This window comes from Alteromonas sp. W12 (genome assembly GCF_001924945.1).
GTDB classification, from domain to species: domain Bacteria; phylum Pseudomonadota; class Gammaproteobacteria; order Enterobacterales; family Alteromonadaceae; genus Alteromonas; species Alteromonas macleodii.
Window position 1 is genome coordinate 726,267 of record NZ_LQXH01000001.1, and the last position, 15,517, is coordinate 741,783.

At 44.6% G+C, this 15,517-nt stretch carries 13 protein-coding genes; 5 read left to right on the forward strand and 8 right to left on the reverse strand.

Annotated elements, in window-relative coordinates:
• The first annotated feature begins 172 nt into the window (after positions 1-172).
• Positions 173-739 (forward strand): NADPH-dependent FMN reductase, encoded by a 567-nt coding sequence (locus AWH61_RS02990; RefSeq protein WP_014978661.1) that lies wholly within the window; start codon positions 173-175, stop codon positions 737-739.
• 42 nt (positions 740-781) lie between these two features.
• Here AWH61_RS02990 and AWH61_RS02995 read toward each other — a convergent pair whose 3' ends face one another.
• The 5 genes from AWH61_RS02995 to AWH61_RS03015 all read right to left on the reverse strand — a co-directional run bounded on the left by AWH61_RS02995 (position 782) and on the right by AWH61_RS03015 (position 6,693).
• Complete coding sequence (locus AWH61_RS02995; protein WP_075176177.1) at positions 782-1,450, reverse strand: pentapeptide repeat-containing protein; 669 nt, start codon at positions 1,448-1,450, stop codon at positions 782-784.
• A gap of 65 nt (positions 1,451-1,515) precedes the next feature.
• Complete coding sequence (locus tag AWH61_RS03000; RefSeq protein ID WP_061485122.1) at positions 1,516-3,366, reverse strand: methanol/ethanol family PQQ-dependent dehydrogenase; 1,851 nt, start codon at positions 3,364-3,366, stop codon at positions 1,516-1,518.
• Between the two features lie 243 nt (positions 3,367-3,609).
• Positions 3,610-4,245, reverse strand: coding sequence for a response regulator transcription factor (locus tag AWH61_RS03005; RefSeq protein WP_014975961.1), 636 nt, complete (start codon positions 4,243-4,245; stop codon positions 3,610-3,612).
• Between the two features lie 105 nt (positions 4,246-4,350).
• Positions 4,351-5,607, reverse strand: coding sequence for a DUF2891 domain-containing protein (locus AWH61_RS03010; protein WP_075176178.1), 1,257 nt, complete (start codon positions 5,605-5,607; stop codon positions 4,351-4,353).
• A 36-nt stretch (positions 5,608-5,643) separates the two neighbouring features.
• Entirely contained in the window at positions 5,644-6,693 is a 1,050-nt protein-coding gene (locus AWH61_RS03015; protein ID WP_075176179.1) for a PLP-dependent cysteine synthase family protein, read from the reverse strand.
• 308 nt (positions 6,694-7,001) lie between these two features.
• Here AWH61_RS03015 and AWH61_RS03020 point away from each other — a divergent pair, with 308 nt between their 5' ends.
• Positions 7,002-8,216 carry an endonuclease/exonuclease/phosphatase family protein gene (locus AWH61_RS03020; RefSeq protein WP_075176180.1) on the forward strand — a complete coding sequence of 405 codons (1,215 nt, stop codon included), beginning with the start codon at positions 7,002-7,004 and terminating at the stop codon, positions 8,214-8,216.
• Between the two features lie 102 nt (positions 8,217-8,318).
• Entirely contained in the window at positions 8,319-11,177 is a 2,859-nt protein-coding gene (locus tag AWH61_RS03025; RefSeq protein WP_349642591.1) for a ligand-binding sensor domain-containing diguanylate cyclase, read from the forward strand.
• A gap of 61 nt (positions 11,178-11,238) precedes the next feature.
• Here the strand turns inward: AWH61_RS03025 and AWH61_RS03030 are convergent, their stop codons facing one another.
• Positions 11,239-12,117: a DUF417 family protein gene (locus AWH61_RS03030; protein ID WP_075176181.1), complete on the reverse strand. Its 879-nt coding sequence runs from the start codon at positions 12,115-12,117 to the stop codon at positions 11,239-11,241.
• Positions 12,118-12,380: 263 nt separating this feature from the next.
• Between AWH61_RS03030 and AWH61_RS03035 the strand changes: the two genes are divergently transcribed.
• Entirely contained in the window at positions 12,381-12,839 is a 459-nt protein-coding gene (locus AWH61_RS03035; RefSeq protein ID WP_075176182.1) for a hypothetical protein, read from the forward strand.
• Between the two features lie 69 nt (positions 12,840-12,908).
• Here AWH61_RS03035 and AWH61_RS03040 read toward each other — a convergent pair whose 3' ends face one another.
• Positions 12,909-13,280, reverse strand: a complete 372-nt coding sequence (locus AWH61_RS03040; protein WP_014975967.1) for a hypothetical protein — start codon at positions 13,278-13,280, stop codon at positions 12,909-12,911.
• A gap of 230 nt (positions 13,281-13,510) precedes the next feature.
• Positions 13,511-14,422: a LysR family transcriptional regulator gene (locus tag AWH61_RS03045; protein WP_075176183.1), complete on the reverse strand. Its 912-nt coding sequence runs from the start codon at positions 14,420-14,422 to the stop codon at positions 13,511-13,513.
• 107 nt (positions 14,423-14,529) lie between these two features.
• Here AWH61_RS03045 and AWH61_RS03050 point away from each other — a divergent pair, with 107 nt between their 5' ends.
• On the forward strand, positions 14,530-15,387 hold the full coding sequence (locus AWH61_RS03050; protein ID WP_075176184.1) for an SDR family oxidoreductase: 858 nt from the start codon (positions 14,530-14,532) through the stop codon (positions 15,385-15,387).
• Positions 15,388-15,517 lie beyond the last annotated feature (130 nt).

The following is a 15,517-nucleotide window of genomic DNA, read 5'->3' on the forward strand; positions in this document are numbered from 1 at the left end:
TTATACCAGTGGGCATAGATTATTGCGTACTCAGCGAGACTTAAAATGTTCGTAATCGCGGCGTGTAACCGCAGGTACAGTGGTATAACATTTCGATTAGAACCGATAGGGCGATAGCTTCCTATAAATCAGACAACTAGAACACTACTTAAATTAACGACAGGAAACTCAAATGACTAAGATCCTTGCATTTGCAGGTAGTACCCGTAAAGGTTCATTCAACCAAGCTATTATGAAAGTTGCCGCAGAGGGCGCACGAGAAGCTGGCGCAGAGGTTACCGTTATAGACCTCGCTGACTTTCAAATGCCGTTGTTTAATGAAGATGAGGAAGCCGAGTTTGGTATGCCTGAAAAAGCACAGGCGTTCAAAGAATTGCTAATGAGCCATGATGGTTTTCTTATTGCTTCACCAGAATACAACTCAAGCTATCCCGCACTGCTAAAGAATGCAATCGACTGGGCATCGCGCATGGGGGAAGGCGAAAAGCCATTACAAGCATATCGCGGTAAGGTGGCTGGAATTATGGCTGCGTCTGCTGGTGGGCTAGGCGGCATGCGCGTGCTGGTGGTACTGAGAATGTTACTTGAAAATCTAGGTACTATGGTGCTGCCGAACCAAAAAGCTATTGCGAAGGTAAATACGCTTATGGAAGATGGCGCAATTACGGATGAAAAGACGATTAAGCAGCTTAAAAATTTGGGTAAAGAAACGGCTGAGTTGGCAGGTAAAGTGTCTTAGACGAAAGCGACCTTGCTAGAGTAACCCCAAGGGGGCTCTAGCTTACCAGTCAATAGGACAGTTTATACATTCGTCCATGAAAGTGCCCTGAAATGTTGCGTAGTGGATGCGCGTGCCGGTTAGGTTCGCTCGATACAAACTTGCATCGTTCAGTTTTGCTTCCTGAATATTGGCGTTAATCAGTGAAGCACCTTCAAAGTTTGCTTTGTTCATCCAAACCCGCTCTAAGCGTGCGGCACGTAAGTTGGTGCTTACCATTGTCGCACCTGATAAACGCGCTTGGTCCAGGTTAGCACCTGAAAAGTTGGAGTTAGTGAAATCAACCCCTTGACCGAAAAGCGCCCAGCCATCTACGCCTTCTAAGTTAGCGTTGCGAACTTTTGAGCTGCGTAAATCTGCGTGTTTTAAATTGGCGGTAGCTAAATCAGCGTGATCCAGGTTACTTTTCTTAAACGTCGCATAGCTTAAGTTGGCGTGCCTTAAATCTGTTTTGTTGAACTTAACGTTGGTGAATACTGCTCCGTGCAAATTTGCATGGCTCAAATCAGCACCGCTTAAGTCTGTGTCGCTACACACTGTCTTTGGTTTTATTTCACATCCGTTGATAATTTCCACGTCATCTTCGAAATCGGGAATGGCACTGGCAGTTGCTGAATATAGGACAACTAATAATATGGGGAGTTGTTTGGTTGCTTGAAAACGTAAGCGCATGAGAGCTCCTTAATGCCGAGAGGCGTTTTCACCGCCTCTCGGTTTGGTTTGTTGCAAAGATAAAGCTATTGTTTAGCGACGTTTTGCTTTTTATTGTGATTAGGAAGTTTAAATACCCAGAACGAACCACCTTGCGCGACAGGTTTGGTGAGTTCAGCCATATCTCCTCCCCATAGAGGTACTGCACCACCATACCCTGACGCTAAGCCGATGTATTGCTCACCATCCTCTTCCCAGGTTATAGGGCATGAAATGATGCCCGAGCCCGTTTGGAACTTCCAAAGTTCTTCACCGGTTTCCTCATCGAAAGCTTTGACATAGCCATCGCCCGTTCCGGTAATAATGAGTCCGCCTTTCGTCGCCAGTACCCCAGCCCACATAGGAAGTTTCTCTTTGTGTGTCCATTTAATTTCACCTGAAATGGGGTCTACGGCACGAAGTACGCCCACGTGGTCGTCATACATGCGCTTAATTCTAAAACCCTGTCCTAGGTAAGCGGCACCTTTTTTATAGGTCACTTCTTCCGTCCAGTAGTCTTCTTTCCAGTGGTTTGCGCCCATATAGAACCAGCCGGTATTCTGGCTGTAGGCCATCGGGTTCCAGTTCTTTCCGCCCAAGAATGGAGGCGATACCTCTATTGACTTTCCTCGTTTTTCACCCGGCTCAGGCAGTGGTGGGCGTTGTCCGTCTACTTCAACTGGGCGACCCGTGTCAGGGTCTATATGTGTGGCCCACGTAATGTTATCTACAAAGGGAAAGCCTCTGATGAATTCACCGTTTTGTCTGTTAACTACATAGAAAAAGCCATTTCTGTCTGCATGAGCCGTCGCTTTTATGAGCTTTCCATTATCGTAATAGTCAAATAGAACAAGTTCATTGTTGCCAGAGAAATCCCATGCGTCGTTAGGTGTATGTTGATAGAACCATTTAACCTCACCAGTGGTTGCATCTACACCCACTTGTCCGGAAGTATAAAGGTTATCCCAATCTCGTGGATCGCCGCCTTTGGCGGTGCGTTTCCATGTATTCCAAGGAGCGGGGTTACCTGCACCAATAATGATGGTGTTAGTTTCAACATCGAAGCTTGCACTCTGCCATGGTGCGCCACCACCGTGGTGCCAAGCCTCAACCATTTCGCCGTTTTCATCCTTCGGCCACGTTGTCACTTCGTATGAACCACCAGTAGGCGTGCTGTCTTTTCCATTTAACCTGCCCATGTGCCCTTCAACAAATGGACGCATCCAAATCTCTTCACCGGTTTCAGGATCGCGTGCAAACAGTTTTCCTACAACACCAAACTCATCACCTGATGAACCGTGAATAAGCATGACCTTTCCTGACTTTTGGTCTTTAACAATCGTAGGTGCCCCCGTCATGGTGTAGCCTGCACGATAGTCTTCAAAGCGCTTCTTCCATTTTACTTTGCCCGTTAGCCGGTCAAGGGCAACAACGCCAGCATCCAGCGTACCGAAAAAGACTAAGTCACCATAAATTGCTGCGCCGCGATTTACCACGTCACAACACGGTCGAATCCCTTCTGGAAGGCGGTGGGCGTAGTCCCACAACTTCTTACCTGTTTTTGCCTCATAGGCGTAGATACGGGAGTAGCTACCGGTTACATAGACAATACCGTCGTACACAATTGCTTGGGACTCTTGACCCCGTTGCTTTTCATCACCAAAACTCATCACCCAAGCCGGAGATAGCATGTGTACATTTTCTTTGTTGATTTGATCAAGTCCGCTGTAACGCTGAGCTTCTGGACCCATACCATACATCAGCACGTTCTCAGGCGTCTTGGCATCATTTTCAATGTCTGCCCATGTCACGCCATCGTCCGCAAATAAATGTGAACTCGTACCTAAACCAATAATTACGCTTAAGGCCAATGAAGCCTTTGAATAGAACTTAGCCATAGTTTTATTTCCACTGTTACCTTGATGTTGTGTTAACAGTATGTAACTAAGTAGAGGCCCTGATAAACGGATTCCGTCCTTCAAAATACGGGAAAAATTCCCTTAGATTGAAGTGTAATGAAAACGCTAATATATTGATTTACATGAGGTATCTTTATCATGAGACAAAGTTAGTACCAAAGGGGTATAAAAAAGATACGAAAGTACAGGGAAGTTTTCCCGACCTTGTTTAGTGGCGCTTGTTTAGCTGGCAATTTTGATATAACCCTGCTTTATGGCAAGGTGAACAAACTCGGCATTTGTCTGTAGCTCAAGTTTTCGCTTGAGCTGGGTGATAACGTTTGAGACCGTCTTTTCAGAAATGTTGAGGCTTTCAGCGACCTGTTTTCGGCAAAGCCCGTTCGCTATACCAAGGAATATATCCAACTCTCTTTGTGTCAGATCTGTTAAGTTGCCTCCGGAATGTGACAGGTTGAATGTAGCGAGCTCAATGGCAGTATTGTGTTCTAAATAACGGCGGCCTTTAATGATAGATGTCACCGCGCTTATCAGTACATCAGGTTCACTTTGTTTACTAACATAGCCCATTGCCCCTAGTTTCATAGCTCTATCGATGATGGAAATATCATCGAACATGCTGAACATAAGTACTTTTGCGTGCTCCCAGCGCTGAACAATATATTCCGCTAGCGTTAGTCCGCTGGTGGTTCCTAAATTAATGTCTAAAATAATGAGGTCGAAGTGGTTGGCACGAAGTGCATTTGTGGCTTGCTGCGCATTTTTTGCATTGGTGACGACAGCGCCTTCGAGTACCGAAGATAACAGTGTAGAAAAGCCTTCTCTCACTATTGCGTGATCATCAACAAGTAAAATTTCCATAGCTGCGCTTTATTCATATCACCATAGAATGAGCATGCCACGGTAGGCGTGTGAGACGAATAGCACTTTAGTGCTCATTCATCTCACACTTTAGTAGGATATAAGTTAATTCAAACCGCGCTGTGTTTCTAAGTAGCTGGCAAAGCTGCCAAGCCAATGGCTGCCCATATAGTGCATGTCACCAAACACCGCGTTGAGCCCGGCCTCACGATGTGAACTTAATGCTTTCTTAAGCACAGGTAAGCGTTTGTCACCTTCAGGCAAAGCTTGCATTATGCCTTCTATCATCCACGCTCGGCTGATGTTCAGCCCGTCTAGGTGAGCGAGTTTACCATCCGTCTTGTCAGTCACTGTAGCGGGAGCTAGCCAATTTGATGTTCTAGCTGTGAGGCTTGGAAAGAACGCTGAAAGCCATTGGCTATAGTCCTTTTTAGACATTACTCTTCGCATTAAATCAGCTTCGGCCAAACACGGTGATAAGAAATCTTGTCCCGAAGGCTCGTAGGCAAGAGGGCACTGTGTATCGTCCTGATAGTAGTCTTTCACCCTGGACGTTAACAGCGCTTCAAACTCCTTATTACCTGCTGTTTTCGCCCAATCCAACATTAAGCCAAAAGCAAAGGCGGTTTGGCTATGCTCACCCGTACGGATTGGGTAAGCTAATTTGGGTAACCATGCGCTTACTCTGGCTACAATTTCGTCCTCGAGAGGACGTAAAGTATTTAGCCATTTTGTTGCTTCAGGAAGGGAAGATTGACGTAGTTCAGCGGTTAGCTGCAGGAACCAAGCAAGACCATAGGGGCGTTCAAATGAGGCATTGTTTTCACGCTTAAGGCTCGTCAATTCACCTTGGATATTTTTAGGCGTAAAGCTGATGTTGAGCTTTTCAATGATCTCATCCTTATCCACTGCATCTTGCGCAGTGTTTAGCATTCTTACTAAAAGCCAATGGCCATGAACCGACGAGTGCCAGTCTAAACAACCATAAAATGAAGGGTAGAGTTGATTGGGTGCCTTAACGTCATCGCCGTTATTCATCATGTGTTTCACTACATTTGGAAACTCTTGATGAATACAATGAAGCGCGAGGTTAGCAAAAACGCTTTCGTAATTGTTGTTAGGAATGTCAGTGTTGGCGGTCGCGTCTGCGGCTCGGTTAATACTAGTGTTGCTTGTGTTCGCAGTTTCAACAGTCGACGTACTGGTAGCAAAGGCAGTGTGTGCAGCAAACGCTGTGGCAAATGCAACTGTACAGCTAACAACGTTTTTTATTTTGATCATAATTTTGCGCGCTTTATCAATGAGAAGTATATCGCCAATGTATAGAGATAAACGCTTTGAATAAAGTGCTGCGCGATACATAACGCCCCAGCACTTTAAACAGCAGAAACAGGCTATTTAAACAGGGGCTCCGATGGCCTCTAGTTTGGTGGTGTATTCAGCGAATGAGCCAATGGTCTTTTCTACCCAACCAGCATTATAGTAAGTTTCACTATACCGCTCTCCGCTGTCGCACATAAGCGTTACGATCGATCCCACTTCTCCTCGCTGCTTCATTTGTTCAGCAATACTTAATGCGCCCCATAGGTTAGTGCCGGTAGACGGGCCGGCTTTAATTCCCATGGTGTTGTTTAACCAATGCATGGTTGCAATACTGGCGGCATCGGGAACGGCAATCATGTCATCTATTACGTCATGTTGAAAAGAGGCTTCCACTTTAGGGCGTCCTATCCCTTCTATGCGGCTACCACGGGTAGCAGTAAGTGTATGATCGTTGTTTTTGAAGCTATCAAAAAACACACTGAATTCTGGATCTACCACGACAAGCTGAGAAGAGAGACCTTTGTAGCGAATGTAACGCCCTATGGTGGCTGATGTTCCACCTGTACCTGCACTCATAACCACGGTGTGTGGAATAGGGTGGGGCTCGGCTTTCATTTGCTCAAAGATGCTCTCAGCAATATTGTTATTGCCACGCCAATCTGTAGCGCGCTCTGCGAAAAGGAACTGATCCATAAAGTAGCCATTAAGCTCGTGAGCTACTTTGGTTGCTTCGCTGTGCATTTGCGTAGGGCAATCTACAAAGTGACACTGCCCGCCATAGCGCTCAATAAGCGCGATTTTACTTTGGGCGGTAGACTTAGGCATAACCGCAACAAACGGAACGCCAATCATTTTAGCAAAATAAGCTTCAGACACCGCTGTACTGCCTGACGAGGCTTCAACCACAGTAGTTCCTTCTACAATTTTTCCATTACAAAGGGCGTACAGAAAAAGGGACCGGGCTAGACGGTGCTTTAGGCTGCCTGTTGGATGGGTGCTTTCATCTTTAAGGTAGATATCAATATCTCTAAAAGCGATCTGCTCTAATTTGATTAAGTGCGTATCAGCCGAACGTTGATAATCTGCATTGATAATATTGATCGCTTTTGAAACCCAGCTTTTCATAACTTTCTCTCATTCACCCAAAATGCGAAACGTTAAGCGTAGTTCGCTTGACGCTAGCTGTATAAAACAAAATTAGAATATCAGTTAAGAGCGAGTATTTGATTCTATTATTTTAGTGTTGGTGCTTTATAGTAAAAAATATTTCTTTAATAGGTCTCATTTATGAAAATAAATTCCGTTTTTATGTAAGGGCGAGAGCATGACCATGACCATCTTGTTGATACAACGATCTTTAATAAAACAAAAAAGTTCAGATAAGCCGCTAAAGTTGCTATCTTTGCATTTCGCTTTTACTTACAGGTAACAACATGAAAAATAGGGCACTTTTCTGTGCGATAGCTCTTTTACCCGCATTATTCGTATCTACGCTGGCTAGCTCGCAAGAAGAGCAAATGCTTAAAGTCGCAACGTTTAATGTAAGTATGGAAGCCACTAACTACAAAGCGTTGGGTATGAAGCCAAGCGATCAGGTACTTCAACACGTTCTTTCAACGGGTGAGCATAGCCAAGTTAAAAACATTGCTGAAATTATTCAACGCGTTAACCCCGATATCTTGATGTTGAATGAATTTGACTACATTGCAGATAAGCGTAAAGGGGTAGAAGCATTTGTTAAGAACTACCTGAATGTTTCACAAGACGGCCTTGAGCCTGTGGATTACCCGTATACGTATGTGGCCACAGTCAACACAGGGGAGCCCACGAAATTCGACTTAGATAACAATGGCAAAGCAGAAGGTTTTGGTGGCGATGCATATGGTTTTGGGCTTTATCCCGGGCAATATGGTATGGCGCTTTTGTCAAAATACCCTATTGATGTTGATGGTATTCGCACCTTTCAGACGTTTAAATGGCATCACATGCCTCATCCACAGGTTCCTATTATTCCCGATGAGAGCGGAAGTACTGATAAGGGCAAGCCATGGTACGACGTAGAAGAGTGGGCCGCGCTAAGGTTGAGTTCTAAGTCTCACTGGGATGTGCCGGTGAAAGTAGGAGGTAAAACCGTACACATACTTGCTATGCATCCAACACCACCTAATTTCGATGGGAGCGAGGACCGCAACGGCAAGCGCAACTTTGACGAAATTAGGCTTATGGCAGATTACCTTTCTCCGGATAAAGGAGCCTACATCTACGATGATAATGGCGAGAAAGTCAGCCTGTCAGAGAACGCGCGTTTTGTACTTGTTGGTGATTTTAACGCGGCGGATATTGGAGATAAACATCGCGAGGGTGTTATTGAACAGTTGACCGAGCACCCGTTAGTTAATAACGACATCATTCCAACAAGCGCAGGCGGTGCAGGCGCGTCAGGTGCAGAGTTTAGTAACCGCTTTACTGCCTATTGGGGAGCCAGAGCTGACTATGTTTTGCCATCTCGATTTGGCTTCGATGTGAACGATGCTGGCGTTTTCTGGCCTGCAAAAACCAGTGACCTATATCGATTAGTTAAAGACCGTGAAGCCAGCTCAGATCACAGGTTAGTCTGGGTTAGCTTGTCGTTGACCGAAGATAACTAAAAACCACAATTTTTGTGTTAGTTAATAGATAGAGGTATTATTACACCGTCTATCTAATAATGTACCGAGAAGCCATTGAAGTTTGTGTCTCTCACTTTTGTGATGTGTTTGCTGTGGGTGATACCCATAGATGGCTTTTCGGTAGAGTCTTCTCAGCTCATGCCGCTCAACCGGTATTTCCCTCAGTCGTGGGGAACGAAAGACGGGCTTCCTCACAATAGTATTCACGCATTAGCACAAACGTCCAATGGGTATCTATGGGCGGGTACCTGGGAAGGTGTAGCTCGGTTTAATGGTCAGCAGTTCACTGTATTTACCCGCGGCGCGCAAACAGGATTACCAGACTCCGGCATTCGAAGCTTGTATTACAACAAGCCCCGCGACGAGCTACTTGTGGCAGGAAACCGAGGCGGTGTAACGTCGCTTATCGCAGAGCAGTGGCATGCTCAAGCGCCCCTGTCTTCAATGGTTAATCATGCATTCAGAGACAGTAATAACGTGTTGTGGTTTGCGCTGGAAGACACGGGGATTGCAATGAGAACGCCTGACGGCACGCAAAAAGAATACATTGTAAATTCGAGTGCTTACCGCATAATCGAAGACGGATTTGGCGTAATCTGGTTTGCAACAAATCAAGGCTTGTTCAAATACATAAACGATAAATTTCAGCTAGCTGTACCCGACCACAACATACTCTCTGGTCCATCATTTACTCTCGCTCTTGATAGCAAAAAACGTGTTTTAGTTGGCACGGAACACGGTGTTTGGCAGCAAAAAAACGGTACCTTTGCGCTACTTCACAGCTCACTTGCCGACAAATCAATTAGTAGTATTTTGCTTGATCATCAAAATAGCATTTGGGTAGGCACCATCAATCATGGCCTTTATCGTCTAAGTGACTTAGGTCTAGAAAAACTGGATGCGACAGCAGGTCTTCCCAATAACCGCGTTTTTTCACTGCTTGAAGATTTGGAAAAAAATATCTGGATTGGCACTAATGGTGGTTTGTTTAGGCTGCGTCGTGCGCTATTCACCACATTCTCGCAAAGCCAAGGAATGAGTGGAGACTTTTTGCGAACTGTTTTGCAAACGTCTGATGGCAAACTTTTATCAGGTGGAAGTGCTGGATTAGATATATTTTCCAATGATGCGTTTTCCAGCGCATCGCTCACTACAGGTGAAGCTTTCTCTGTACTCAGTTTGGCAGCGGTAACTGAAGAGGTAACGTTAGTCGGCACCTACACAAAAGGTGTGCTGCGATATGAAAATGACCAACTTACTCCTTACCTCAATAGACATTTAGGGTTACCGAGTAATGAAGTAAGGGCCATTCTTTTAGCGAGTGATAACAGTGTTTGGTATGCCACGGCGCAAGGTGTAGTTCAACAAACACCAGATGGAAAGCTAAGCCATTTTAATGAACAAAATGGGCTACCTGCCCATTTTTCGATGGGCTTGGCAGAAGATCGTGAAGGACGAATCTGGATTGCTACAGGGATAGGACTCGCCTATATCCAACAGGGTATTGTGCACGTAGTTTCGTTTCCTGAACATTCAGATGCGCAGCACGCGTTCAGTTTTAGCGTTGTTGAAAAGGGAACTTGGATTACAACCGATCGAGGACTTGCGTATTTTGACAATGCTACTCAGGCACTTAGTGTAATCGAAAAGTCGCAGGGGCTTCCCGTAGATAAACTGTTTTCAATCGGTATAGATCACAACAGCGGTGTATGGCTAAGTTCAAACCAAGGGGTCATTCTCACTTCACTATCAAGTCTTAAGGAGTGTCTGACATATCCAAGTGCATTATTGGAATTTGAACATTTTAAGGAAGAAAATGGCTTGGCGAGTATTCAAATCAATGGTGGATCACAGCCATCTCAGATTGTCGATGTAGACGGAAATGTTTGGCTTCCTACTGCGAAAGGGCTTGCCACAGTAACGCCTGCAAACCTTGCCATGTTGAGTGAATTCCCTATTCCGGTAAGTATAGAGGCGGTACTACTGGACGGTGCTGACCAGCAATTTGATACGGATAAAAGGGAAGTAGACGTAACGCCGTTAACAACGCGAGTTGCGTTTCAGTATGCAGGGTTGGGTTTCGCTATGCCTTCGCGTATAGAGTATCAGGCTATGTTAGTAGGATATGACCAAGATTGGGTTAACCGTCATCAATTTAGAATGACTGAATACACTAATTTAGCACCTGGTCGTTATCAGTTTAAAGTACGTGCTCGTTATATTGGTGGTCCCTGGCAAGAGATTACGTCACCATTTTCTATTCGCGTGTTACCCAGTATTTATCAGACATTTGCTTTTAAATTCTCGGTTTTTCTTTTCTTCTGTTTTGTTATCTATGCACTTTATAAAGTACGTTTTCATCACTTGAAAAAATCAGAAATGATTTTAAAACAAAGGGTCGATGAACAAACCAGGTCATTAGAATTACAAACCAAGCGGTTCGAGTTCCAAGCAACTCATGATGATCTAACCGGTATTGCAAATAGACGAGCATTCGACCGCTGGCTTGTACAATATTTTGAAGAGGCTAAAGCGAAACAATCTCCTCTATGTCTTGCCGTTATCGATATCGACCATTTTAAACAGGTAAATGATCAGTACTCTCACTTAGTAGGAGATAAAGTCATTACTGAGGTGGCCCGTATATTAAATCGCGAAGTTCCGCATTATGCTAAATGTGCAAGGTGGGGCGGCGAAGAGTTTACTGTGTTGTTACCCGAATATGACTTGATAAATGCAAGGGTAGCTATGGATCATGTTCGAAAAATCGTGGCAGCACATGATTTCAGTTTTATAGCGCAAACGCTGAAAGTCACAATCAGTATTGGTGTAGCAAGTGCAGATGGCGCGAGAGATCACGACAGAATGTTAACCCATGCCGACCAAGCACTTTACACTGCAAAAGAAAATGGCCGCAACCAAGTGACCATTTTCGAATAAACGATAAGTGGGGTAGTGGTTAATTACTACAACATCTTTAACCTGACTTTGTCGTAAAGCCTTACTGTGGCGATTGGCCCAACTGCGCTTCTTCGCGTTCTCGTGAAACTGCTTCGAACAGCGTAAAGTAAGCCACCACAGCAAGATTAGCGACAAACCAAAGGTCTTTAATAACGAACTGACCTAGGCGGTTGACGATAGTCGTGCTGTTAAAGGTATCCGGTACAGTAAACAAAAACGTTTGTGTCATCAGAAAAACCGATAAACAAGCCAGTCCGCTCGCAATGATCATCGGCTTGTTCTTAGTAAAGATGCCCGCACCCAATAGCAGTGCAAAGAGGACATCAAACCCACCAATTACATTCGATGCCCCCTGTATGCTAAACACAGCATATAGCCACGACATAAACGGTGATGTTTCAACTAGCCCCACAATTGCATTAGCTTCAAACTCGAAAAACTTCATGCCTCCTATCCATAATAAGACCATGGCTACAGGAGCAAAGTTGAGGTATGTCAGTTGCCTGTGCGAAAATTTTTCGCGATAAAACAAGAATAGGAAAAGCGGTAATACTGCGAAGTACTTGATGATGCCTTGACCGCTGCCAATAATCGGGAAGCCCCCTAAATCGGCCATCCATCTTGTTGGTGATAATAACGTCAGCAATGGAATGGCAGTTACAAAAGCGGCATATAGTGTTACTGCTTTTGCTGATACAAGGTCAAAACGTGCTGCAATGGTCATTAACGGTAGTAACAGCAATGCGATACCAGAAAAAGCACCAAGGGCACTCTCGCTCAACACAGTGTCTAACGAGTAGAAATTAAATGTAGCGATAAGTGCATTGGGGTTTGCACCCAATAAAAATGTTAGGCCAAGAACTGCGAAGCTAAAAGTGAGCAATGCGGTGACCATGTTTTCGGTTTGGTTTAGTGTCATAAAGCGTCCGTAAATACTGCTAGTTTTGCGAAGTGTATGTAGAGACCCGTCGAGGTAGCACTAAAATTTCATAGGTTTGATAATTTATTAGGCATAGCGCAATAAGCAAATAAGGATTTATCGACAAAATAAGAACTTATCTAATAGCGGTTGTCATAAGTAGCAGCGGTCTTAAATAAATTAGGTCTTAAGTAATGTGGGGCTTAAATAGTTTGGCTTTTAAATAGTAGTGGTTTAAAAAGTAAAATAAATTGAGAGAAAAAATGAAACAAGCAAGCAGTAGAGCACAGAAGCGTTTTAGGATCTGGTTAATAGCAGGCGTGTGTGCAGCGTTGTCTGCTTGTGGCGCTCAGTCCCCAGAACCTATTGATGAGCCAATCGCGAGTGTTGAAGACGTCGAAAGATTAGAGCAAGTTGTTGATACCTCATTGCCTTTGGTACAGCAGGCCTATTCCATTGAGTCCGAAAAAGTGTGCGGTAAACACGGTGGTAACTGGAAGAAAGTAGGCCGACAGCAGGCGCATGCTTGTGTGCTCCCAGCAAACGATGCCGGTAATACGTGTAATGACAGCAGCGAGTGCGAAGTGGCTTGTGTTACGGAAAACAATAATATGGAAGCGGGAGAAAAGGCGCGCGGCGTGTGTTTAGAAAGTACGGACTTATTCGGCTGTAGAGCCTATGTGTCTAACGGCGTTGTGGAGCATACCTTGTGTGTTGACTAAGAGGTTGTTTAGCAAACGAACGTTGAATGAAGCGCACGCCATCGGCAATGCGCTTCACAACAACGCGGGTTAATTAACGTTGGGGAACTCGATTTTGTCCAGTTCGCTCGCCGTTTCATTGCACTCACCTAATAGGTGAAGCCTATCTTCGGTTTGGTGTGTATCTATTTCTAGAAAGCCCGTTTGGCAGTAACCGGTCTCATCCAGTTTCTCATCTAGAGATGTATAAAGTTGCTCAGTCATTCTATCGCTGCTATGTGACGAGCCTTCGCGATTTTCCTGTCCTTGGCGACCGCCACGACCACTTCGTTCGCCTCCCTGACCACGGCCGCCTTTACCGCCACCTTTGGCACTGTCACGATGCTGCATTAACGGAATGCTAAAGGCGAAGAGCTTGGTACCGTCTTGCTTGATCTTCGTTTCAAAAAATATTTCATCCATGTCTAAAGGTGGTGGCCTATGAGCGCACGCACTGACAATCAAAGAGGTCGTTATTACTAATAGTGTTTTATTCATTTTATTTAACGCTTATTTGAACCACGTCACTTTGAGATTCAAACGCCTCTTTAGTTGCAGCACCCAGTGTAAGTTTTAAGTAAAGCATTTCGGTATGCAAACGTCATAAAGAGCGTATCGTTACAAGCAACACTCAATACGTTATGCATTTTACGTCAAAAAGAAGCGGCATTGCCGAAGCGACAAGTCTCAACCAGATAGTCAATAAGTGCTCGGGTACGGCTTGGCACATGCTTACGAGAAGGATAAATCAAGGTAAACAACAGGGTTTCACTTCCAAGTGTAGGGAAAATTCGTACCAGTTCGTTGGATGCGACTTCTTTTTGCACAGTTGAAGGTAGCAGCGTAGATATTCCCAACCCTGCTTTGACCATTTCTTGAACAAGGTGAGGAGAATTACACAGCTCGTAATGTTTGGGTGTAATGTCGATTGGTGTGTTGTCCAGCATTAGGTAATGCATGATTCGTGAATTTAACTGAGATAGCAAAATCCAGGTATGATTATTCAGTTCTGCAATAGTCTTAGGTTCACCATATTTCTTGAGATAATCAGGGCTAGCATATAAGGCGAATTGTTCTTGATATAAGACCCTACCGACGAGCGAGTCGTCTCGTGGCAAACCAATTCGAAGTCCTACATCAATATTCTGAGCGATAAGGTCGAGCTTATCGTCACTGCTCACTATGTGTAAATCTATTTCAGGATAGCGGCGCTTGAACTCAGGCAGCAACGGTAATAAAAACTTGTGTGCAATGTCGTTGGTGACTGTTATTGATACTCTTCCTTTTGGCGCTGTTTGACGCAGCTCTTCATCAATACCATGCAAAATCTCGTGGCACTTTTTCGCATGGGAAAATACAGCATTTCCCTCGTCAGTAAGCATGAGCTGTCGAGTAGTTCTTTGCAGTAATCGCACGTCAAGAGATGCTTCTAAACCTGCCACTTGCTCGCTAACTCTAGATCGACTGGTGCCTAAACGGCGGGCAGCTTCCGCAAAGCTTCCACATTCTACTACGCTGGCAAATATGGCGAGTGCCTTAAGATGTGAATAGTTAATTGTACTCATATTCGTAACAATTCGTTCTGTATGTGTCTACTTATCATAACAGTGTTCCACGCACATAATCACCTCTGTGTTCAACCAGTACTCATTTAATTGATAGAGGATAGATTATGATTGCAGTAACCGGCGCTAACGGACAATTAGGTCAAAAAGTTATTCAAACACTGCTTAATACAGAGAAGGCAAACACAATTGTTGCACTAGTGCGCAACACTGATAACGCACACGCATTAAAGCAGTTGGGAGTAGTAGTACGGCAGGCCGACTATAATAACCCGGAAACGCTTAAGACAGCTTTTGAGGGTGTTGAGAAGCTGTTGCTAATTTCAGGTACAGAGTTTGGCAAACGTTTTGAGCAGCATAAAGCGGTAATTGATGCAGCAATGAAACAAAACGTCTCGCTTATTGCTTACACCAGCATGTTGCAAGCAGATTCATCCCCACTACTGTTAGCACAAGAACACAAACAAACCGAGGCTTACTTTAAAGCTGTGTCAGCGCCTTTTGTGTTTCTTCGAAATGGATGGTACACGGAAAATTATACCGATAATGTAGACAGCGTACTGCAAATGGGAGCGGTAGCGGGCGCTGCAAAGCAGGGGATTTTGTCCACTGCTAGCCGACAAGATTTTGCTGATGCCGCAGCGGCCGTTCTTCTATCATCGGAAAATCAAGCTGGCAAAATTTACGAGCTTGCTGGCGACACGGGCTTTACGCTTATGGAGTACGCATCCACCCTATCTGAAATTACTGGCAAAGACATTGGCTTCATAGATTTAGACGAGAGCGCTTTTAGAGATGCATTGATTAACATGGGCTTACCTGAGGGGATGGCCGCTGCATTGGCAGATTCAGAGCATTATGCAGCATCTGGGTGGCTTGAAAACAACAGCGGCACCTTATCGTCGCTACTTGGCCGCCCAACAGCAACTCTGCGAGAAACACTCGTTGCAAAAATGAAAACCTGAGTATCTGAAAGTTAAGTAAGTTACCGTCCCATGCGCATTATCTTGAAATATCATTCAAGTGATGCGCTTATTGTGCAACACTTGCGTATTCATATTTTAAATCACTTGCATCCGCAATTTGCTTATTTAC

Bases quoted from the DNA above. Each gene is read 5' to 3' on its own strand.
- AWH61_RS02990 (WP_014978661.1), top strand. From the start codon at position 173: ATGACTAAGATCCTTGCATTTGCAGGTAGTACCCGTAAAGGTTCATTC.
- AWH61_RS02995 (WP_075176177.1), bottom strand. From the start codon at position 1,450: ATGCGCTTACGTTTTCAAGCAACCAAACAACTCCCCATATTATTAGTT.
- AWH61_RS03000 (WP_061485122.1), bottom strand. From the start codon at position 3,366: ATGGCTAAGTTCTATTCAAAGGCTTCATTGGCCTTAAGCGTAATTATT.
- AWH61_RS03005 (WP_014975961.1), bottom strand. From the start codon at position 4,245: ATGGAAATTTTACTTGTTGATGATCACGCAATAGTGAGAGAAGGCTTT.
- AWH61_RS03010 (WP_075176178.1), bottom strand. From the start codon at position 5,607: ATGTATCGCGCAGCACTTTATTCAAAGCGTTTATCTCTATACATTGGC.
- AWH61_RS03015 (WP_075176179.1), bottom strand. From the start codon at position 6,693: ATGAAAAGCTGGGTTTCAAAAGCGATCAATATTATCAATGCAGATTAT.
- AWH61_RS03020 (WP_075176180.1), top strand. From the start codon at position 7,002: ATGAAAAATAGGGCACTTTTCTGTGCGATAGCTCTTTTACCCGCATTA.
- AWH61_RS03025 (WP_349642591.1), top strand. From the start codon at position 8,319: ATGTGTTTGCTGTGGGTGATACCCATAGATGGCTTTTCGGTAGAGTCT.
- AWH61_RS03030 (WP_075176181.1), bottom strand. From the start codon at position 12,117: ATGACACTAAACCAAACCGAAAACATGGTCACCGCATTGCTCACTTTT.
- AWH61_RS03035 (WP_075176182.1), top strand. From the start codon at position 12,381: ATGAAACAAGCAAGCAGTAGAGCACAGAAGCGTTTTAGGATCTGGTTA.
- AWH61_RS03040 (WP_014975967.1), bottom strand. From the start codon at position 13,280: ATGGATGAAATATTTTTTGAAACGAAGATCAAGCAAGACGGTACCAAG.
- AWH61_RS03045 (WP_075176183.1), bottom strand. From the start codon at position 14,422: ATGAGTACAATTAACTATTCACATCTTAAGGCACTCGCCATATTTGCC.
- AWH61_RS03050 (WP_075176184.1), top strand. From the start codon at position 14,530: ATGATTGCAGTAACCGGCGCTAACGGACAATTAGGTCAAAAAGTTATT.